Source organism: Planococcus sp. TJ-302, assembly GCF_058268455.1.
On the sequence record NZ_JBZDOI010000001.1, the window covers coordinates 2,173,130 to 2,193,402 of the forward strand.

A 20,273-nucleotide genomic window follows, 5' to 3' on the forward strand; every position below is an offset into this window, starting at 1 on the left:
ACAATGGACAGCTTGTTCCGGGTAGCGGACTCTCTGAGTTTATTTATTTATAAACGTAGAAAAACCCGCCAAACTTGCAGGATCGCGAGTCTGGCAGGTTTTTCTATATTGCTTACTAGGCTAGAGAAACCTTGCTTCTCGCTGCTCTCCAATCCAGAAATCTATTATTCCGTATAAAGAGACATCGAGATCTCTTTTACCCGCGCATTTTTATCTTCTGATTCTGCCACCACAACGTAACGCTCATTTTCCAAAATAAATTCACCCGACACGATTTCTCTGTCTTCCATTTCATTGAAGTAGGCAGTGATTTTAATGTCCTGTCCGATTGCCTCTTCCATCTGGGAAACCGTCAGTTGGGTAAAGCCCCGAAGGTTGACATTGTTGATGGTTGTTTCAAAAAAGCCATGGAAAAGTGTAAAGCTTTCGTAGCGTAAAGCGACGCCGCCTTCGTATTCCCCTTTTTCAATCCAATTTGGATAACGCGCTTCCACCTCAACCACTTCATCACCGAGACTGATTCCGGTGTCAAAATATGCATGGCCTAAAAGTACTTGGAGTTGCTTTTGGGGGGCAAGCTGCTCGGTTTCTTTTTCTGCAGCCACTGTAGTTTCCTCTGTGGAATCTTCCGGTGGAGCTTCAATCATTTCGTCCATTTTCTCTTCTGAACTTTTATCTTCCGCTTCTACTGCCTTTTCCTCCATGGAATCTTCCGTTACAGTTTCAATCGTTTTATCTGTATTTTCTTTAGAACTTTCATCTTCCACCAATGGCAATTCCGGATTTTCTTCAGAAGGCGATTGATTTTCTTTACCACCTTGAATTTCTGTTGGCGCGTCTTCTTCTATTAAATAAGGGTAGACCCAAAGCCCGGACACTCCGATTACAGCTACCCCTACAAGCGCAGGGATAAATTTAGGCACACGCACTGGTTTCCGAACGTTGTTTCGCTCCTGTGCAGCTTTCAAGATCTGTCCTTTTTTCGCTTCTGATAAGGTCACTTCTTTCGGAACCGATTCATCCAATAGCCGTTTCAAATCCTCACGCATGGTCAATCCCCTCCTCCGAAAATGTACTGCCCATCTGTTGGCGTCCTCTAGCAAGCCGTGTCTTCACTGTGTTATCCGGCATCTTCAGCACTTCGCTGATTTCCCGTACCGATAGCTCCGCATAATAATAAAGCCACAGCACTTCCCGGTATTTCAGAGGGAGCTTGCCGACTGCTTCCACTACTTCACTGCTTTTCTCTGTTGCCAGCACCGTATCTTCAGCTGAGCTTTTATTCGGCAAGAGAGGGCTCAGCTTGTTTGTCAATTCGATTTTGCGATGTGCCCAGCTTTTGAAATAGTTATGGCATTCGTTCACGGTGATGCGGTACAGAAAAGTTTTGACGCTCGAACGCCCTTCGAACTTCTCGAGATTCGTATAATAGCGGATGAAGACGTCTTGCACGATGTCTTCTGCCTTCGCCCGTTCTTTCACAAACGAATACGCCAACCGCATCAAATAATGCCCGTACTCATCCATCGCTTCCGTAAGCAACCGATCCTTTTCGTATTTCTCCAAGCCCTCTCCCCCTTTTACTATCTGTTAGACAAAGCTCAATGCCCCGCCGTTTCGTTTTTCTCAAAAAAATACTCGTTCAGCTTTTTGCAGCTAAACGAGTTAACTAATTTCGTTCCCTCAGGAGATGAATTTCTATGCCTAAATGCACAAGGGTTTCTGAAGAGCTTATTCAATTTAATCTTCAACAGTGACGCTTTTTTATGAACTTCTTATTTTTGCTTTTGTCTTCCACCCAAACTTTTACCTGCTATAAACGTTCCATGTCTTCAATTTTTTTGTTATTCTTTTACAAAAACCTTGCCAGTATCGGAAATGACGAGAAACAAAGTTTTTTCTTCTTAGAGCGAAGAAGTACCTTCAAAAGCATAAGCCCATCTGGTAGTGAAAGGATTCCCAGGGTTTTGCCCTTCGGTGGGCATGATATCCTCTTCCCTCAGCTCCAGTTTGTCGTACTAACCAGAATCTGTTCTTGGGCTTGTTGAGGGTAAATTCCGGAAGCGAAAGGAAGACGCCGGCAGCCAAAATCAGCATAAAAAAGGCGTACCTTCCGTATTTTTTTGCAGGTATAAGATGCTTGCAAATCGTCACATGCACCACTAAGAACACAATCGAGAAACTTAGCGTTATCACGTTATCGTAAATGGCTCTATTAAAGAAGAATAATATAGCAAACAGGCAGATCGATATAATTGCGCCAACCAAGTAATCTTTCACTGTTAGCCATCTCCTTCATGGCGTTTTGAATAGTTTAAGAAGTTTCATTTAAGTACATACCAGTTAAATCCTCTTTTTCCCAGAAACCGCTACCGTGTGAAATTGTCTTGAATTTGGGCCTTTTACTAATGCCACTTCTAAAAATCCGTTGTCCTTCATAAGGGGAATTAGTTGATCGTTTATCATGTTATCAATTCCTTCCCACTTCTCCTCATTCTTGCCATTACAAAGCGTAATTACACAAGCACCGCCAGGTTTTAAAACTCTAGATATCTCTGAAATGGCGGCAGATAATTCATCCCAAAAATAGATGGTGTGGATGCTGAATATTTTTTCAAATTGCTCGTTTTCGAAAGGCAGGCTTTTCACATTTCCATGTACCAGTTTTGCCTTTTCTTCCTTCAGCGCTTTTTTGTTTCTCATCGCAGCTGAGCGGATTACCGCAGGCGAAAGGTCCAATCCCACTACTTTCTCAGCTTCATTTTTTTCTAAGATCAACTTAATTGCGTACCCTGAACCACATCCAAGTTCCAAGATATTTTCTCCCGGTTGTATATCCAGCAACTCAATCGTCCATAAGGTCTCTGGCTTATGCTGCCACACCATCTTTTCACCTATGTAAGCTCCGATCAACCCTTTAGGTGTTCTGTACTGCCCATCAATAAACGCTTTAACTCGGCTCATTAACTCCATGACTCACCAACTTTACTTTATTGTGTTAAAAAATAAGTGTTGGTAAAAGTATACCGATACGGGCGCTTTAAAACAGCTAAAAAATTTCCGATTCTCTTCCCTTTCATGTGGAACAAAACACCTTCAAATAATGAAACAAAAAAGATGACCCCGGACACCATGCGGGAATCATCTTATCGCAACAGAAAGCTGCTGGCTACTTGTATTCACTCGTTCTCCAGATGGGGCCTGGTTCACCTTTCATCTGTATTTGTTTTGTTGTGAGGTTGATTCTCTTTTCGTTGTTCTGTTTTTCTTTCAGTTCGAATTCGGATATCACATCGTCCATAGCTTCTTTTGTTGAGTTTTAATTGTTATGCTCCCTGGGAACCACAATTTAAAGAAAAATTCATGGTTTTGCCCCTTTGCCGTCCATCTCTTGTATCCTCCAGTATCGCTAAAATCTTTCTTTCTGTACAATGGACAGCTTGTTGCAGTTTGCGACTCTCTGACTTTGTTGTCCCGGCGCATGATGAGCACGAACAACTTCCATTTATAGCTCACTTGCGTTTTTTTTGAGTTGTGTTTTTCTATAAACTGAGAAAACCCAACAAACTTGTTGTTACACAAGAATGATGAGCTTCTTTCTTTATATACATTTAGTTGGTAGCTTCCGGTAATCCCTCATATGTTAACTAGTATAGTTTTTTAGGAATATCATTCCATTGAAATATCAAAATTGGCAATCAATATTTCCATTTTTTATTTTTTAATTGTAAGGCTATGGTAATATAAGGATAAAAATAAAAGAAGGTTTTCATTTGGAACTTTTCACAGAAAAATTGATAATGATTGCCCTATTTGTCTTGATCATCCATTCTATTGAAACACTGGCCTATGCCGTTCGCTTATCAGGCGTAAGAGTACGCCTGCTGGCCTCTGCTCTTTCCTTGTTCAATGTCATGGTAATGGTCTCTCGTTTGGCGAATATGATGCAGCAACCATTTACCGGGAGTTTAATTGATTCTGCTCCAGAGACGAATACATTTGAATTTGTCGAAGCACAATACCGAATAATCATCGGTTCTTCTACTGTGGGAACTATAATAGGGATTCTTTTGCTTCCAACTTTCATTTCTATATTTTCGCGTGCTATCATTCATCTTTCAGCCGAAAGAGGATCTATACCCGGACTCGTCAAAAAAGGAATGAATATTGGCTATATTAGAAGAGGAATCGGTCACATTCATCTGCCAAAACTGTCTTACTTAAAGGGTGTCAGTTTAAAAGATATTCCGGTCCAGTTATTTTTTATCAATATGATCATTACCGCTGTTTACACAATTGGCGTTCTTTCTGCGCTTTATGCAGCCATCATTGTTCCAGAAAGAGCTGCTACAGCAATAATGGCTTCGGGTCTAATCAATGGATTGGCCACTATTCTACTCATTGTTTTTGTCGATCCGAAAATCTCTGTGTTAGCCGATGATGTCCTCAATCGGCGCGGCAGCTACCTGAATCTAAAAAGCATCGCTGTAATGATGATCGCTTCCCGCTTGCTGGGTACGATACTTGCTCAATTATTCTTTTTACCTGGGGCAAGATACATAGCATGGTTCACGAAATTTATTGTGTAATACAACAAATACAAGGTATGATTCAAAATCAAAATTATCTTCATAAATACAGGAAGACTGGATGCAAAATTATACGCATCCAGTCTTCCTTTGTTCTTCCGATAAAATGTTGATATGTAAACCGAATTCACGCCAAAGCTCTTTTAATCCTAGAGCACAGAGCTTAGATTGTAATGTTACATTCAGACACAAACAACCTGACGCTTCAAGAATATTTATATTAGTCTTCATTTAACACTTGATAAAGACTTACTTCGTAGTCAGAAATAGAGATGAAGTGATGAATCTCTGATGGATTTAGTCCTCTCAAGACTCCTTGAACCGTTCCTAGAAGCAGCGGTGCCTGTGCGCCGATTTCTAATTGATACATTACTTGATCGGCATCGTAAGAATCAAAAAAGTAGGCATAATCCCCTCTGACGCAAAGGGCGTGAGATCCATGCAATATTTCAGGAATTGAATAGGAACAGAAATCCCGTGTCTTGGGGTTCACTTCAACCAGCTGAAAATCGGTGTATGGAAAGAGCCATACGTTGTCCCCTTCGCCTTTGCAAAGTGCATAACAATCATCGATTACGCACGGATCCGACAAATCGGAATGATAGCGGAAGAGGACTTTTCCCATAAGGTTAAAAAGCACGAGCCCTTCGGTGGAAATGCCGTTTCCATAGACCCCTTCATCAAAATAGCTGATCCATATCCCTTCTTTTCCAACAGCTATCTCTTCAATTGCCTCTCCCCCGTTAAAGGAATGGATGAGGTGGCCGGTCAGATTGATGATAAATACATTTTCTTCGTTTTCCTCATTTTCATAGGTAGCTACCAAAATGTGAAGGTCATCAACCCACCGGATACGCGATAAGCTATACCGCGTAAAGGAAACATCTATTTCGACACCCTTCAATTGAATGACTGTCTTGTTATTTTTCTGGAGAATCACGGCCGTTCCGTATCGGCCCTTCCAGTCCGCATCAACAACTTCCACCGACTCTCCTTGATGGGAAGAAGACGAATAAATGATTTTTTTTGTTAGTCCTTGGCTCAAAAAAACTCCCCCTAATCCTCACGCCAAATGGTCTCATTCCTCTTTCTCCTCAATATACCAACAGAACGAAATGAAGGCTATATAATTCTAGTAATAAAAGCGTTCGTAAAAGTACACGTTTACGAACACTCTAAAAAAGCACAAAACCGCTAAAAAAACCGTTCGTAAACATGTCCAAACACTTTACGAACGTTCGCTATCCTCCATACACTTTTTCGAACAGTTTCCGTCTCATCTAAAGAACGGAGAATTCCCATAGACAAACAAGCTCCAGCAAAAAAAGCCGCCGAGTCTTTTCTCGACAGCATAAAACCCGGGCTAGATGCCCGGGTTTTAATTTGTATCCGTTTCACGTGGAACAAAATCAGCCTTTTTTAACGAATTCCGATTTCAACTTCATCGGCCCGAAACCGTCAATCTTGCAATCGATGTCGTGGTCGCCTTCGACAAGTTTGATGTTCTTGGCCTTTGTGCCGATTTTCAGCACCGACGAACTGCCTTTTACTTTCAGGTCCTTTATCACTGTTACGGAATCGCCGTCTACCAGAACGTTGCCGTTTGCATCGCGCACAACTTTCACTGTTTCTTCCTCTTCCACTACAACCGTCCATTCGTGTCCGCATTCCGGACACACCAATAGATCTCCATCTTCATATGTATATTCCGATTTGCATTCTGGGCAATTTGGCAAAGTTTTCATTTCTTCAATTCCTCCCATCATCTAAGCAATATCTCAAGACGTTCCTTCCATATTACCACGCCTTGAGCCTCTTCAGAAAGTGAATATGAAACGAATTTTGGGACAGCTACTGCCCAGTCAATCGCATAAAAAGCCTGCAGGGCGCAATGCCCGGCAGGCTGGATTTTGTTCTCTTTTTCGCTTAACGCAAGGTCCGCTTCAAAAATTCCTGAGTCCGCTCTTTCTTCGGGTTGTTGAAAATTTGTTCAGGCGGCCCTTCTTCAACGATGACGCCTTTGTCCATGAAGACAACCCGGTCTGCTACTTCTTTGGCAAATTCCATCTCATGCGTAACAATCAGCATTGTCAGCCCGCTTTTCGCCAAGTCTTTCATGACTTTCAGCACTTCGCCGACCATTTCGGGATCGAGTGCCGATGTCGGCTCATCGAACAGCATCACATCCGGTTCCATCGACAACGCACGCGCAATTGCCACACGCTGTTTCTGGCCGCCAGAAAGCTGTTCAGGCTTTGCATTGATGTATTGGTCCATGCCCACGACCTGCAGAAATTGCTTCGCTGTCTTTTCGGCATCTTGCCGCTTGCGCTTCAGCACTTTCATTTGCCCGACGACGCAATTGTTCAAGACATTGTGGTTATTGAACAAGTTGAATTGCTGGAACACCATGCCAAGTTTGGTGCGGTAGGAATGAATGTCATGACGGTCATCGAGGATGTTTTCGCCGTTGTAGATGATTTTGCCGCCGCTCGGTTTTTCGAGCAGGTTGACGCAGCGGAGCAGCGTCGATTTACCGGAGCCTGATGACCCAATGACGCACACTACTTCGCCTTTGCTGACAGAGAAATCGATGTCTTTCAACACTTCATGCGTTCCGAAGGATTTGCTTAAATGCTGGATTTCAATAACTTTTTCCATAAGGTCTCCTCTTCTGCTATTGCGGATTTCTTATTCTTTGATTTTATGTTCTGTGTCTTCTGCCGTGACCACTTGCATTGGCAAGCCGCCGATCATGCTGTAATTGGACGGCCCTGCCATTTTGCGCTCAAGCTTGCGCAGCAGGAGCGTGATGGTGAATGTCATGACAAAGTACAAGACGCAGGCGATGAAGAACGATTCGAAATACCGGAAATTATTGCCCGACACCGACTTGGTCTGGAAAAACAATTCCGTGACGCCGATAACGTTCAATACGGCGGTGTCCTTGATATTGATGACAAACTGGTTGCCGGTTGCCGGAAGGATGTTGCGCACTACCTGCGGCATGACGACGTTCATCATTGTCTGGAAATGATTCATGCCGATTGCCTGTGCCGCTTCGAACTGTCCTTTGTCGACAGAAATGATACCGCCCCTGACGATTTCCGACATATAAGCGCCCGTATTAATGGAGACGATGAAAATCGCCGCCGTAAAGACATCCATATCAATGCCGAAAGCCATCGCCGAGCCGTAGAAAATGACCATTGCCTGAACAATCATCGGCGTGCCGCGGAAAAATTCCACGTACGCGGACAGCAAGAAATTGATCGTTTTCTGGAACAAACGCTTCACGCCGCGCTCCGGCATCGGAACTGTATTGACAATGCCGATAATCAAACCGATTGCGGCACCGATCAACGTGCCGATGATGGAAATCAGCAATGTCATCCCTGCTCCGCGCAGGAACATTGGCCAGTTATTTGTAAGTATGGTGATAACCCACTCAAGACTCATGGTTTTCCTCCTAAAAAAATTTAAAGCCGGCTGCATTTAGCTGCAGCCGGCACCGCCTAAACTTTTACTGGGCAGCTGGTTGGTTTTGAATAGCCGTATCCATGATTTCCTGGCGTTGCTCTTCTGAGATGCCAGTTAATGTTTCGTTGATCTGTTCTGTAAACTCGCTGCCTTTTTTCAAGCCGACAGCTACTGCCGTGTCATCTTCTGAAGTCTCAAAGCCTTCTGTGAATTCCACCATCGCGAAATTCTCGTTCGCTGCTGAAGCGCTGACCGCTTCCGGGCGTTCTGAAACATAGCCGTCAATCATGCCCGACTCAAGCGCTACCCGCATTGCTGGGAAGCTTTCCATTGCCGTCTCTTTGGAAACCCCTTCAATTTGGTCGATAACCGTATAATGGAACGTATTCAATTGCGCCGTTATTTTCGCGCCGCTGAAGTCAGCAAGCTCGCTCGCGCCTTCAAATTCGCCGCCTTTTTTCACAACCATCACCAATTCCGATGTGTAATAATGCTCGGAAAAATCGATGGTTTCTTTGCGTTCCGCTGTCGGCGACATGCCCGCCACAATGGCATCGATTTTGCCGGAGTTCAGTGCTGGGACCAAGCCGTCCCATTCCGTTTTGACGATTTCCAATTCTTTTCCGAGACCTTCCGCGATTTGTTTCGCGATTTCCACATCATAGCCGCCCGCGTATTCCGCATTGCCGGAAATTTTCACAGCGCCATTGGAATCATCGCTCTGCGTCCAGTTGAACGGCGCGTAGCCCGCTTCCATCCCTACTTTAAACGTCCCGCCTTCTTCGGTTGAACCTCCGCCTGAAGCTGCGTCTTCTTCCGATCCGCATCCCGCAAGCAACATGCCCAGTGACAGCACGGCTGTTAACATCAATCCTGATTTCTTTTTCATCTTTTCATTCTCCCCCTTTGTGTTTTAAGTAAAATAATTCTGAATAGGCCAAAAAGGGCAGCTATGTACAAAAAAAGACCTGAGATAGACTCAGATCGCTATATGCATAGTTGCCCTAAATCCTCTTTTCCCGTATCGAGATAGCACACCGCGAAAGACTGGGAAGTCCAATGCGGCAGTCCTGCAATTATTCACTGCAGACCCAGCAAGTAATAATGAGAAATATTACAAACTTCGGCGGTCTTCCCTTCTCCATAGCATCCTTGTTTCTCAAACTCCTCTATGGACTAATAAATTCCGCGCCTCTACCTCACCGGAAAGTGAGGTCATATTCACTTGTTTTTCATAGTCTACATTATTACTTTTTTCCTGTCAACGCCGCTCCAAATTCTGTTCTGAGCTCTTTTTCCGCGCCTTATCATCAATCAAAACTATTCAAAGAAAAAGTAGTTGTAGTAATTAAGCGAATATCCAAATTTATTATTATGCTTGTTTTAAATGAAAGCATAAAAATATTTCACCTTCCAAACCAAAGGACTGAAAAAAGCGAATCGGCTTTTTTAAAGATGGTCTGCCTTTTGTTTGCGCAATTATTTCCATACTTGCTCTAAAGTCTCCCTAAATAATGAATCAAGCTTATCTGTCGGGTCTCCAATGCGCGGCGGCAATGTTTTTGCATAAGCTTCCAGCCTTTCAATTTCACTGTCCAAGAAATGATGGATCGCAGGAATCCGCTGTTCCAGGTCCAGCTCTTCCCCCGCTTTCTTGCGCTCCAATAAATCGAGAATTTCTTCTTTCAAAATTCCTTCGGGCACAAGCGCTTCCATCAACTCATAAAAATCAATCGGAGGAATGGTCTGGCGCTCTTTGATCCAAGTGGCTGCCAAGACCGGACGCAATGCGTAAAAATATTTTTTTATCTTTACTTCCTCTTTACTGAGATGGGTTCGGTAATTGTTTTTGGCCATGTTCAAGTAATGATGGAGGCTCGCGTTCGGGAAAAAAACTTCATCTTCCAGCCCTTTTAACTTCTCCTTGAACGAATAGGCCTCGTAATACCGGATTTCGCTGTACATCCACTCTAGAAATGGCGGGTTGCTTTTACGGAACAGCCGCAAAGCTTTCGTAATTTCCCATCCGCTGATGTCGAGCATGTCGCTAATGGGCATTTCAATGACATCCCGCTTCTCGCCGATGCCTTGCGGGTCGATGGCCAAATACCACTCCGGCTGATGAATATAGACGAAACGGACGTCATAATCACTGTCCGTTGACGGAAATCCCCACGCCCGGCTGCCGGACTCAACCGCAAACAGCACTTTCACTTGAAACTGTTCTTCGATTTCTTTTAACTTTTCCTGTATCACCTGATCCATCAACGCCACCGCTTTCATTAATTTCACTTCTTATCTGATTAGCATAATTGATTTGCCACGGAATGCCAATTTGCCCACACATCCCATATACACCATAATAATTTATTTAAATATTCCGATAAATTAGAAGTTTAATGATTTCTTCGTTGTATAATGAAAGCAGAAATCATCTTGCATTCCAGGAGGCGAATGAACGCATGGCTCACACGAAACAGACCATCTTCATCAATGCTCCACTTGAAAAAGTTTTTCGCTACACCATCAATCCTGAAAATTGGGCACATTTCTACAACAATCTGGCTTCTCCGAAAAAAATTGATGGCAACGGTGAGGTCGGTACCGTCGTTGAAGCCGAGTATGCCATCATGGGCATGCATTTCCCTGAAACCATTCAAGTCACAGAATGCGAAATCACCGACAGCACCGCCAAATGGACGGGCATGATGAGCGGCAGTTTCAATGCCAGACAATCCAGCTATTACGTTACGAGAGACTCTGGGACAGAGGTCAGTTTTGAAATCGAAAGCTATATCCCGGATGACTTGTTCGGAAAAATCACCGACCGGATCATCTACGAACGGCTGAGCCGGAACTCTGCCTCCCATACCTTGGAAAACATCAAAGCCATTTGTGAAAGTTCCGAGTAGCAAAAAGGAAAGCGCGCTGCAAAGCGTACTTTCCTTTTTTGGTTGGCTTCTGGCCGCTGCTGCTATATATTTTAGGAAAGGCAGTAAGTTTTTTCAGAGCCCTGGTAAAATTGTTGAAAAGAGGTGCGAAGATGAAATCGATTATTTATACGGACGACAACAAGTTTCTTGCAGGCATTACGATGAAGAACGAAGAAGCACCGGAAGCCAATAATATGGCGCTCCACGCATGCATGGATCCTGCTAAGATTGCCGAAAACCGGGCACTTCTTACAACATCAGTCAATAGCAGCATGAATGATCTCGTTTGCGCCCAGCAAACCCATAGCGCCAATTTCCACCGCGTGGAAACGTCGGACAAAGGCCGCGGCGCATTGGATTTGGCGAGCGCCATACCGGATACGGACGCTCTTTATACATACGAATCGGGCATCTTGTTGTCCAGCTTTGCTGCCGACTGCGTGCCGATCCTGTTTTTCAACGAATCGGCGGGAGTTGTCGGCGCCGTCCATTCCGGCTGGCAAGGGACGGCAAAAGAGATTTCATTGAAATTGTTCCAACACCTGATTGAAGTGGAACAATGCCGACCGGAGGATTTTCGCATCCAGATTGGACCTGCCCTGAGTCAGGAGAAATTCGAAGTCGATGAAGACGTGTATTTGAAATTCAAGGCGCTTGGCTATGCGGACAGCTTTGCGTATTACAATGAAGAAACCGGCAAATACCACATCGACAACCAGCTTGTGGTGAAAAAGCAATGTGAACTCGCAGGCATCCCTGCAGATTCCATAGCGGTCGACCGGATCTGCACGTATCAGGATCCTTCCGGCTTTTCTTACCGAGAAAACCGGAAAGCCGGCCGCCATATGGCATTCATTATGAAAAAATAGAGGCAAAGCCAATCGCGAAAGGCATTCCAGTGAAAGCTGGAATGCTTTTTTTCATAGATATTAATCAAAATTGCTGCAAATAGCGTATTTTAATTGGATAGTTTTGGATTCACTTCCCTTGCCGAGCGAAATACTTTCTCTCAACTGCCAAATACTTTCCGCACGCAAAAAGGGGCGTCTCCGAAAGGACGCACCTGCCAAATCTATTCGTATTTAATGTTGCCTCAAGCTCTGTACAAAGGAAAATAGGAGCTGTTTTCGTCTTTCTCTTTTTCAAAACAAAGCATTTGGTACAACGCAGGATTGTGGATTTTCTTTCCGATATGGAATTCCAGCGGTGCGTCTTGGGTGAAAGTCTTTTTGAAGCGGTAAAGGTTGTCGTCCTGACCTGAATAGCCGCCGCCCAGATGAAACGCTTCCGCGCCCCCCGCCTGGCCCCATTCGGCGATTTTGAAAAGCAGCAAATTGTTCGCACCCAGGTTCCGATATGCCATTAATGATCCTGATAAATGATAGTGGATGAATTTGCCCTGGCTCAACACTAAGGTCGCCGCAATCATTTTCCCATCCAGGAATGCGCCGAAGAAATGAAGGTCCGATCCGAACAGCGTGATGGTTTTTCGGAAATAATCCTCGGTGAAAAAGTAATAACGGGTCGCGTTGTTGCGGCGCATGGTGTCGTAATACATCAAGATGAATTCCTCGAGGTAATCTTCCGTGCTGATTTTTTTGATTTCGATGTTGTTCTTTATCGCTTTGCGGATCATGTTGCGGTTTTTTCCCGGAATGCGGCTCAGCAAATCGCCTTCCTGCTGCAGCCCGATTGCCACTGTATCGCTGACGTAGGAAATCTCCATCTCGGTTTCGAAACCTTGCTGGTTGCCTAATAACGGATGGAATCTGGCAAATTCCGAGACGATGTGATGGCGCTGGCAATATGCGCCGAATTCTTTTCGGAATTCCGACAGCAAAGCCTGCTCGCTGCCGCAGCATGAAATCAGCGGTCCACCGTAGCCATATGGTGTCGTAATATCGTATAATTCCAAATCGCCTTCATTGGCAATCGTCCGTTTGATGACCGGATACGCAATTTTGCCGGAAGCATTTTCAAAAACGAACAACATCGCCTCCCCCTCATCCAATAACAGGGCGCTCATAAAATATTCATGCGAGAAATAGATGTCGGTATTCGAAAAGCCGGCTACAAGGCGATTCCAGCGAACGCTGTCCTTGCCATCAATGACTGTGAGTAATCTTGTTTCCTGCACCTGCATAATATGACCCCCCTGATTTTGAAAAGGTGTCGGCTGATTCACCTGTTCTTATTCCATACTTTAAAGGGCGCAAATGAAATTCAGGTGAAATTATGCAGGGGTTTTAATTTTTTTTGCATTTTACGAAAGGCTGTCGAGGATCCGGTCGCAAAGCGCCATCGTTTGGACGTTGTCGCGTGCGTTCGACAAGGGCATCGCACCCGTTGTACAGCATTCAAAGAAATGGGCCATTTCACCGACAAAACCGCGGAGGTACAGGTCCCGGTAAGCTCCGGACATCGGCGTTGCGGACGGCTTGTAATGGGTGTCCGCTTCTTCGATCGATTGCCATGGCTGTTCTTCGTGATGCTGGGATTTATGAATCGTCAACGCATTGATTTCATCCGCAAAAGCGAATCCTTCATCAAACGTCACCGTGATATTCTCACTTTCACGCGTCCAGGCAGTCATGCCGCTGAAATACAGGCTGCCGACCACGCCCGTTTCAAACTTCAACGAGATGCTATGTGAAATAAACCCTTTGCTGCTGTTTTTGAACCCTTTCACTTCCACCGCTTCGCCGAACAGGAACCGCACGAGGTCCACCATGTGGATGGCGGCGAACTTCATGAACTGCTCGTCATTTTCACAAAACAAAGTACTGTCGACAGCAAAGCGCGCTTGGAAAGAGCGGGCTGGACCGAGCGTTCCGCCATCAATCACTTCTTTGAGTTTTTGGTAAATCGGTGCGTAGCGCTTCATGAACCCGACCATCAATTGGACTCCGGCTGTTTCAGCAGCGGCTGCAATGTCAGCCGCTTCTACCTCCGTCATGCCAAGCGGTTTTTCGACAAAGACGTTTTTCCCTGCATGGATGCAGTCAAGCACTAACGCGGCATGGTCTTCAGGCTGGGCAACAACCACCACACCCGCACATTCTTCCGCTTCCAGCATGCTTCGGTAATCATCATAAGCGCTGCCTTCGCTTCCCAGCCGCTGAAGCGCATTGCGGGAACGCTCAAAACTGCGCGTGGCAATCGCTTGGATTTCCGCTCCCGCTTCCAGTGCCGCTGGGTAAATATTCGTCGTCGAATGGAGGCCGGCTCCAATGAAACAGACATTTGTTTTTTTCATATGACCTCTCCTTTTTTCTTCATATCATATACCAAGACCGTCAAAAAAAGCCCTTTTCCATATAAAAAAGCCGTGAAATGCTTTTGCATTTCACGGCTTGCGCTGATTATCCAGCTTGTTTTTGCGGCGGATCGGCCAGCAGCGACGCCACTATTCCCAATAGCGGAAAAATCATGATGACCCATAGCACTTCATCATAGCCGCCAAAACGGTCAAAGAACAGGCCGAACGGCAATGGCCCGAGAGCAGAACCGACGACCATCACCGCCATGGAAATCCCTGTGATGCTGCCCAAGTATTGCCGGCCAAAATAATTCGGCCAGATCACACTGAGCGTCACGCGTTCAATGCCGAGCATGAATCCCCAAACAACGGCAAACAGAATCGCTGAGGAAAAGGCGCTTGCTTCTTTCAGCAAGAAGATCGATGCGATCTCCCCGGCAAAAACAGCAGCAAGCATCCATTGTACCCGGATCTTATCAAGCAAATAGCCTGCCAGGAAAGTCACCGGAAAACCGATGACAGCCATGAGGCTTAAGACGGCAGCAGCCGTTTCAGGCTCAAGCGACTGGAGCGAAAAAATGGAAACGAGGTGGAACGTCATGCCGGTATTCACCAGCGCCGGAACTGCTACACAAAACAGCAGCAGCCAAAAAGTCCGAGTCGTCCGGGCCTCTTTCACCGTCCAGCTGATATCAGCGGACAATTGCCGCTGATGCTCTTTTTTGCTGACACTTGGACCATTGTCCGGCCGTAATCCGAAATCTTCCGGCCGGTTGCGGATGAAGAAAAAAGCCAGCGGCGTAAATATGAGGATTACCGAAGCACCAAGAATCTGCCACGTTGCGCGCCAGCCAAACGATTCGATCAGCCAGACATTGAGCAGCGGGAATGCGGCGGAACCGATCATCCCTCCAAGCGCCGCCAATCCCAAGGCCTTGCCGCGCTTCTGAATGAACCACTGCGGCACCAGCGAATTCGGCACGAGCGACATTGAGCCTTGCCCGAATAACCTGACAGCAAAAAAGCCGATAAACAGCATCGCCCAGTTGACGACGAGGCTGTTGAACACACTTGCCGCTGCTAACAGGATGGAAACGATGACCGCCATTTTGCGTGCACCGAATTTATCGACCATTCGGCCGACCATGAACAGCATAAGCCCTGCAAGCAAGGTCGCCGCTGAGTAAATACCGGAAACCGCCGAGCGGCTCCACCCGAATTCTTCTATGTAATAATCGATAAAAATGGCATTCGAATACGTTTGTCCCGGGCCTGAGAAGAAATGAGAGAGCCCTGCAACGATGACAATCAGCCAGCCGTAATAAAAGGGCGTTTGGATTAAACCGGGTTTCTTTGGGTGTGTGCTTTTTATGCCTTGCATGTCCAAGCTCCTTTGCATAAAAAAGGAGCCCCGGAGAGCTCCTTTTCCAATTACCTTTTCATTGTTATTTGACGATCAGCACCGGACAATTCGCCCGTTTCACGACTTTGTGGCTGACACTGCCCAGCACCATTTCCTGGAGCGAGTTCAATCCGCGGCTGCCGATGACCAGTATGTCGAATTTTTCTTTATTGGCATATTCGACGATTGCCGGACCCGGTGTGCCATGAAGGATCTCGACTTTGTATGGGATGTTCTCCGCCGCCAAAGTTTGTTCGACCGGCTGAAGTTTTTTTCTGCGCTGCATGTCCAGCTCCAGTGAACTGCCGCTGTGCAGCACTTCGTTTTTAGCGTTGTCGTAATCTGCAACAAAGACGATCGTCACCTGGGACTCCGGAGAACCCGCCGCTAACTTTACCGCTTCATTCGCCGCGCGCACCGAATGGTCCGAGCCGTCCACCGCAAGCAATATCCGATTATACATATTCAGCACTCCTTCATTGGTTTAATGGGTTGGCAATTTGGCCTTATCGTTATTGAAAATAGCCAATTGGTCAATCAGTTTCTGGCTGCCTGAATCGAGGCCGGTGATTACGACGTCGTTGCGGTTTTCTTTGAATTTCAAGACGACCCGGTCGACAGCGCCGACGCCGGAATCATCCCAGATATGCGCATCCGTGAAATCGATGTACACTTGCTGTCCTTCGACTTCGTAATCGAATTTCTCCAGGAAATCATCGACCGAAGCAAAGAATAATTGGCCGACCACCCGGTAACGGGCAGCTTCCTGCAATTCCTTCTCCACTTTGATCTTTGAAATTTTAGCGACAAAGAAAATCGCGCTCAATAAAACACCTGCAAAAACACCTTTTGACAAATCGTGCGTATATACCACAATCGCAACGGTTGCCACCATGACAATCGCATCGGCTTTCGGCGCTTTTTTCAAATAGCTGAACGAAGACCAATCGAATGTGCCGATCGACACCATGATCATGATGCCGACAAGCACAGGCATCGGAATTTGAATGACGACGTTGCCCAGAACGATAATCAGGAACATCAGAAACGTACCGGCTACGAACGCAGACAATCTGCCGCGGCCTCCAGATTTAACATTGATGATCGATTGGCCGATCATGGCACAGCCGGCCATGCCGCCGAAAAACCCGTTGACAAAATTGGCGATTCCTTGCCCTCTCGACTCTTTGTTCTTGTCACTCGACGTCCCCGTCATATCGTCAACAATATTGGCGGTCAATAACGATTCCAACAAGCCGACCACAGCCAATGCCAATGAATACGGCAAAATGATCATTAAGGTTTCAAGATTGAATGGCACGTCCGGCAGCAGGAATGTCGGCAATGTCTGGCTGATAGTGCCTAAATCCCCCACCGTGCGCATATCAAAACCGTAATAAATCGTAACGGCAGTCAATGCCACCAATGCGATCAATGGAGCCGGAATGGCTGTAAAAAATCGCGGTACAATGTAAACGATCGCCAACGTGATGGCGACAAACACATACGTCAGTGTATTGATGCCAAGGAAATGCGGCACTTGCGCCATGAAAATCAGGATAGCCAGTGCGTTGACAAAGCCGATCATGACAGCCCGCGGGATGAACTTCATCAATTTCGCAACTTTAAATACCCCGAATAATAATTGGATGACCCCTGTTAAAATAGTGGCCGCCAATAAATACTGCAGCCCGTGGTCGCGTACAAGCGGCACCATCAGCAAAGCCATAGCGCCCGTAGCTGCGGAAATCATTCCTGGCCGCCCGCCGACAAATGCGATGATGACGGCGATACTGAACGAGGCGTAAAGTCCCACCATCGGGTCAACCCCCGCGATGATCGAGAATGCGATTGCTTCCGGAATCAATGCAAGCGCTACGACAATCCCTGCCAGGATGTCTCCCCTCACATTGCCAAACCATTGAGTTTTAATTTTTTCTAACACAGCCCTTACTCCCTTTTACTCTATATTTTTATGGCTTTTAACTCTCATAAAAGCCGAGCCTTTTTTGCAATAGCAATAGTGTATCATCATCGTTCCTAAAAGAGAACCTTTTTGGAACTTTTTTATTCTATTTATGGTATAATGGATGGAATTCGTTTTATGTAAGGGAGATTTTACCGTGTTGATAGGATACGCAAGGCCAAGTGCAGAAGATCCGGTTTGCGAAAATCAGGTTGCACAGCTGAAAAATGCAGGCTGCCAAGACATTTATATAGAAGAACATGCTTCTCCCAAAAAAAGAATTCGTCTGTACGAGCTGCTTGAAAAAGCTGGTGCCGGCGACAAAATCATCGTCTCAAAACTGTACACTTTAGGTGATTCTACACGCCATTTAGTTGAGCTATTGGACACTATGGAAGCCAAAAGCCTGTCGCTTTTGTCAATGCGCGAAGAAATCGACACCGCCAACGAGAAACAATACCCGTTTCAAAAAATCCTCCACTGTTTGGCCGATTTCCAAAGCGATGCTATCAGTGAAAAAACCAGAGCCGGCTTGTCGGCGGCCAAAGAAAAAGGCGCTGTATCCGGACGTCCACGCAAAGCGGATGAAAATGTTAAAAAAGCCATTGAGATGTACGAAAGCAAACAATACAGCCTAGCTGACATTAAAGAAAAAACCGGCATCAGCAAATCGACACTTTATCGTTATTTGGAAAATTAATGCCCGGTATTTTTAAAAGGAGATTTTATATGCTGAAAAAAGAATGGCCGAAACATACGATTTTGGCAATCGCCGTCCTTGCGACTTGGCTGAAAACCTATTTCGTCTACAAAACCGGCTTCTCGATCACGATTGACAATCCGATGCAGGAATTGATCCTGTTCATCAGCCCCTTAAGCCTTTTGCTGTTCCTGTACGGAGTATCCCTATTTTTCAAATCCGAAAAAAACAAAAACCGCTATTTAGTGGCGGCAATGCTGCTCACTTCGGTCATTCTTTACGGCAACGTCGCTTTTTATCGCTTTTTCAGCGATTTCATCACATTGCCGGTGCTGTTCCAGACTGATAATTTCGGCGATCTTGGATCCAGCGCCGCCGCAAGCATTTACCCGACCGACGTTTTGTATTTCACCGATCTCTTAGTCGTCCTGCTGGCTATTAAGTTCCTCCGCACGAAGCAAACGAATGAAATGGGCTTGAAAATCCATCGCCGTGTCTATTTCGTATTATCGGCAGCTGTGCTGTTCCTTAATCTCGGTTTAGCCGAGGCGGAACGTCCGCAGCTGCTGACACGCAGTTTTGACCGCGAGATGCTGGTGAAGAATATCGGCATGTACAATTACCACCTCTACGACGTCTACATTCAGTCCAAATCACAAGCACAGCGTGCCTTTGCCGATGGTTCTGAACTGACGGATGTCCAGAATTACGTCCATGCCAATCAAGCCGATCCATCCAGCGACATGGCTGGGATTGCAGAAGGCAAAAACTTGATTGTCGTGACGCTGGAATCGATGCAAAGCTTTGCCATCAATGAAAAAATGAACGGGCAAACCATCACCCCTTTCCTGAACGAACTGACGACTGATGAAGATACCATCTACTTCCCGAATCTCTATCACCAGACAGGGCTCGGCAAGACATCGGATTCCGAGTTCATCCTTGAAAACTCGCTGTATCCGCTGAGCGGAGGCGCTGTATTCTTTACGCACGGCGGCAATACCTACAATTCGATGGCTGAAAAATTGGGTGGCGAAGGCTACGTCACGAACGTCCAGCACGCCAATACAAAGAGTTTCTGGAATCGCGACATGATGTATGAATCACTGGAAATTGATGAATTCCTAGATATTCAAAGCTTTACCGTAGGCGAAGGCGATGCGGTCAATTGGGGCATGAAAGACATTCCGTTTTTCGAACAATCAGTTGCCCATATGGCCGAAATGCCGCAGCCATTTTATAGCCGTTTAATCACACTGACCAATCACCATCCGTTCACTTTGGATGAGCAAGACAAAATGATCGATGAATTCGATTCGAACTCCGGTACGCTCAACCGTTATTTCCAGACGACGCGCTACCTGGATGAGGCAGTAAAAGAATTGTTTGATGAATTGAAAGAAAGCGGCCTTTACGAAAACTCGATCATCGTCATGTATGGCGACCATTATGGCATTTCGGAAAATCACAACGAAGCGATGGCGCAATATCTTGGGAAAGAAATTACGCCTTATGAATCCGCACAGCTTCAGCGCGTACCGTTCTTCGTGCACATTCCCGGTTCCGGCAAAGGACATGTGAACGAAGAAATCGGCGGCCAGATTGACATGCGCCCGACAATCCTCAACTTAATGGGTGTTGAGACAGACAACGATATGCAATTCGGCAGTGACTTGTTCTCAGAAGAACATGAAGAGAGCGCTATTTTCCGCGATGGTCGCTACGTTACGAAAGACTATGTCTACGCCGCAAATACGTGCTATGAAAATGGCACAGGCGAAGAAATTGACCCGATGTTGTGTGCACCCTTCACGGAGCAGGCACGAACGGAACTGGAATTTTCAGAGGAAATCATCATCGGCGACCTTTTGCGGTTCTATGATGAAGAAACCGGCAACTTGAATATTTCTGAGCAATAAAAAAAGAGGGCTGCGCCTAAAAACC

20 protein-coding genes and 1 riboswitch are annotated in these 20,273 nt (G+C 45.9%); of the genes, 5 read left to right on the forward strand and 15 right to left on the reverse strand.

Annotation, left to right across the window (positions count from 1 at the left end; translation table 11 throughout):
* Positions 1–164 precede the first annotated feature (164 nt).
* The 4 genes from AC4EHB_RS10530 to AC4EHB_RS10545 form a co-directional block, all read right to left on the reverse strand.
* Entirely contained in the window at positions 165–1,049 is an 885-nt protein-coding gene (locus tag AC4EHB_RS10530) for a hypothetical protein (protein WP_490981430.1), read from the reverse strand.
* Positions 1,042–1,566, reverse strand: coding sequence for a sigma-70 family RNA polymerase sigma factor (locus AC4EHB_RS10535; RefSeq protein WP_490981431.1), 525 nt, complete (start codon positions 1,564–1,566; stop codon positions 1,042–1,044). Before AC4EHB_RS10535 ends, AC4EHB_RS10530 begins: the two co-directional genes overlap by 8 nt.
* 357 nt (positions 1,567–1,923) lie before the next feature.
* A complete protein-coding gene (locus AC4EHB_RS10540) occupies positions 1,924–2,280 on the reverse strand; it encodes a hypothetical protein (RefSeq protein WP_490975508.1) in 357 nt (118 codons plus the stop codon).
* Positions 2,281–2,343: 63 nt separating this feature from the next.
* A complete protein-coding gene (locus tag AC4EHB_RS10545; RefSeq protein ID WP_490981432.1) occupies positions 2,344–2,973 on the reverse strand; it encodes a class I SAM-dependent methyltransferase in 630 nt (209 codons plus the stop codon).
* 827 nt (positions 2,974–3,800) lie between these two features.
* On the opposite strand from AC4EHB_RS10545, the gene AC4EHB_RS10550 reads away from it, so the two are divergent.
* The gene (locus AC4EHB_RS10550; RefSeq protein ID WP_490981515.1) at positions 3,801–4,589 is read left to right on the forward strand and encodes a lipid II flippase Amj family protein; all 789 of its coding nucleotides are present in this window, start codon (positions 3,801–3,803) and stop codon (positions 4,587–4,589) included.
* 220 nt (positions 4,590–4,809) lie between these two features.
* Here AC4EHB_RS10550 and AC4EHB_RS10555 read toward each other — a convergent pair whose 3' ends face one another.
* The 6 genes from AC4EHB_RS10555 to AC4EHB_RS10580 form a co-directional block, all read right to left on the reverse strand.
* Complete coding sequence (locus AC4EHB_RS10555; protein WP_490981433.1) at positions 4,810–5,634, reverse strand: YxiH-YxzG fusion protein; 825 nt, start codon at positions 5,632–5,634, stop codon at positions 4,810–4,812.
* A 364-nt stretch (positions 5,635–5,998) separates the two neighbouring features.
* A complete protein-coding gene (locus AC4EHB_RS10560) occupies positions 5,999–6,334 on the reverse strand; it encodes a zinc ribbon domain-containing protein YjdM (protein WP_490975514.1) in 336 nt (111 codons plus the stop codon).
* A gap of 181 nt (positions 6,335–6,515) precedes the next feature.
* Complete coding sequence (locus AC4EHB_RS10565; protein ID WP_490975515.1) at positions 6,516–7,250, reverse strand: amino acid ABC transporter ATP-binding protein; 735 nt, start codon at positions 7,248–7,250, stop codon at positions 6,516–6,518.
* A 30-nt stretch (positions 7,251–7,280) separates the two neighbouring features.
* Entirely contained in the window at positions 7,281–8,048 is a 768-nt protein-coding gene (locus AC4EHB_RS10570) for an amino acid ABC transporter permease (RefSeq protein WP_490975516.1), read from the reverse strand.
* 64 nt (positions 8,049–8,112) lie between these two features.
* Positions 8,113–8,958, reverse strand: a complete 846-nt coding sequence (locus AC4EHB_RS10575; protein ID WP_490981434.1) for a transporter substrate-binding domain-containing protein — start codon at positions 8,956–8,958, stop codon at positions 8,113–8,115.
* Between the two features lie 133 nt (positions 8,959–9,091).
* Positions 9,092–9,274: riboswitch (Lysine riboswitch) on the reverse strand.
* 274 nt (positions 9,275–9,548) lie between these two features.
* Entirely contained in the window at positions 9,549–10,334 is a 786-nt protein-coding gene (locus AC4EHB_RS10580) for a nucleotidyltransferase domain-containing protein (RefSeq protein WP_490981516.1), read from the reverse strand.
* A gap of 197 nt (positions 10,335–10,531) precedes the next feature.
* Between AC4EHB_RS10580 and AC4EHB_RS10585 the strand changes: the two genes are divergently transcribed.
* Together AC4EHB_RS10585 and pgeF are read left to right on the forward strand one after the other, a co-directional pair.
* Positions 10,532–10,981, forward strand: a complete 450-nt coding sequence (locus AC4EHB_RS10585) for an SRPBCC family protein (protein WP_490975518.1) — start codon at positions 10,532–10,534, stop codon at positions 10,979–10,981.
* Positions 10,982–11,112: 131 nt separating this feature from the next.
* Positions 11,113–11,871, forward strand: coding sequence for a peptidoglycan editing factor PgeF (pgeF, locus tag AC4EHB_RS10590; RefSeq protein WP_490981435.1), 759 nt, complete (start codon positions 11,113–11,115; stop codon positions 11,869–11,871).
* A gap of 224 nt (positions 11,872–12,095) precedes the next feature.
* Here pgeF and AC4EHB_RS10595 read toward each other — a convergent pair whose 3' ends face one another.
* From AC4EHB_RS10595 to AC4EHB_RS10615, 5 genes are all read right to left on the reverse strand, one after another.
* Positions 12,096–13,145, reverse strand: a complete 1,050-nt coding sequence (locus AC4EHB_RS10595; RefSeq protein WP_490981436.1) for a lipid II:glycine glycyltransferase FemX — start codon at positions 13,143–13,145, stop codon at positions 12,096–12,098.
* Between the two features lie 120 nt (positions 13,146–13,265).
* Entirely contained in the window at positions 13,266–14,258 is a 993-nt protein-coding gene (locus tag AC4EHB_RS10600; RefSeq protein ID WP_490981437.1) for a Gfo/Idh/MocA family protein, read from the reverse strand.
* Positions 14,259–14,364: 106 nt separating this feature from the next.
* Positions 14,365–15,642, reverse strand: a complete 1,278-nt coding sequence (locus AC4EHB_RS10605; RefSeq protein ID WP_490981438.1) for an MFS transporter — start codon at positions 15,640–15,642, stop codon at positions 14,365–14,367.
* A 64-nt stretch (positions 15,643–15,706) separates the two neighbouring features.
* Positions 15,707–16,126, reverse strand: coding sequence for a universal stress protein (locus AC4EHB_RS10610; RefSeq protein ID WP_490975523.1), 420 nt, complete (start codon positions 16,124–16,126; stop codon positions 15,707–15,709).
* Positions 16,127–16,147: 21 nt separating this feature from the next.
* Positions 16,148–17,608 carry a SulP family inorganic anion transporter gene (locus tag AC4EHB_RS10615; protein ID WP_490981439.1) on the reverse strand — a complete coding sequence of 487 codons (1,461 nt, stop codon included), beginning with the start codon at positions 17,606–17,608 and terminating at the stop codon, positions 16,148–16,150.
* A 178-nt stretch (positions 17,609–17,786) separates the two neighbouring features.
* On the opposite strand from AC4EHB_RS10615, the gene AC4EHB_RS10620 reads away from it, so the two are divergent.
* Together AC4EHB_RS10620 and AC4EHB_RS10625 are read left to right on the forward strand one after the other, a co-directional pair.
* Positions 17,787–18,329, forward strand: coding sequence for a recombinase family protein (locus AC4EHB_RS10620; protein ID WP_490975525.1), 543 nt, complete (start codon positions 17,787–17,789; stop codon positions 18,327–18,329).
* 29 nt (positions 18,330–18,358) lie between these two features.
* Positions 18,359–20,248, forward strand: coding sequence for an LTA synthase family protein (locus tag AC4EHB_RS10625; protein ID WP_490981440.1), 1,890 nt, complete (start codon positions 18,359–18,361; stop codon positions 20,246–20,248).
* Positions 20,249–20,273 lie beyond the last annotated feature (25 nt).

What these genes read in the sequence shown, in the direction of transcription:
- AC4EHB_RS10595 (WP_490981436.1), bottom strand. Translation starts at nt 13,145, where the DNA reads ATGCAGGTGCAGGAAACAAGATTACTCACAGTCATTGATGGCAAGGAC.
- AC4EHB_RS10575 (WP_490981434.1), bottom strand. Translation starts at nt 8,958, where the DNA reads ATGAAAAAGAAATCAGGATTGATGTTAACAGCCGTGCTGTCACTGGGC.
- AC4EHB_RS10545 (WP_490981432.1), bottom strand. Translation starts at nt 2,973, where the DNA reads ATGGAGTTAATGAGCCGAGTTAAAGCGTTTATTGATGGGCAGTACAGA.
- AC4EHB_RS10565 (WP_490975515.1), bottom strand. Translation starts at nt 7,250, where the DNA reads ATGGAAAAAGTTATTGAAATCCAGCATTTAAGCAAATCCTTCGGAACG.
- AC4EHB_RS10570 (WP_490975516.1), bottom strand. Translation starts at nt 8,048, where the DNA reads ATGAGTCTTGAGTGGGTTATCACCATACTTACAAATAACTGGCCAATG.
- AC4EHB_RS10550 (WP_490981515.1), top strand. Translation starts at nt 3,801, where the DNA reads ATGATTGCCCTATTTGTCTTGATCATCCATTCTATTGAAACACTGGCC.
- AC4EHB_RS10560 (WP_490975514.1), bottom strand. Translation starts at nt 6,334, where the DNA reads ATGAAAACTTTGCCAAATTGCCCAGAATGCAAATCGGAATATACATAT.
- AC4EHB_RS10580 (WP_490981516.1), bottom strand. Translation starts at nt 10,334, where the DNA reads ATGGATCAGGTGATACAGGAAAAGTTAAAAGAAATCGAAGAACAGTTT.
- AC4EHB_RS10600 (WP_490981437.1), bottom strand. Translation starts at nt 14,258, where the DNA reads ATGAAAAAAACAAATGTCTGTTTCATTGGAGCCGGCCTCCATTCGACG.
- AC4EHB_RS10625 (WP_490981440.1), top strand. Translation starts at nt 18,359, where the DNA reads ATGCTGAAAAAAGAATGGCCGAAACATACGATTTTGGCAATCGCCGTC.
- pgeF (WP_490981435.1), top strand. Translation starts at nt 11,113, where the DNA reads ATGAAATCGATTATTTATACGGACGACAACAAGTTTCTTGCAGGCATT.
- AC4EHB_RS10605 (WP_490981438.1), bottom strand. Translation starts at nt 15,642, where the DNA reads ATGCAAGGCATAAAAAGCACACACCCAAAGAAACCCGGTTTAATCCAA.
- AC4EHB_RS10530 (WP_490981430.1), bottom strand. Translation starts at nt 1,049, where the DNA reads ATGCGTGAGGATTTGAAACGGCTATTGGATGAATCGGTTCCGAAAGAA.
- AC4EHB_RS10610 (WP_490975523.1), bottom strand. Translation starts at nt 16,126, where the DNA reads ATGTATAATCGGATATTGCTTGCGGTGGACGGCTCGGACCATTCGGTG.
- AC4EHB_RS10585 (WP_490975518.1), top strand. Translation starts at nt 10,532, where the DNA reads ATGGCTCACACGAAACAGACCATCTTCATCAATGCTCCACTTGAAAAA.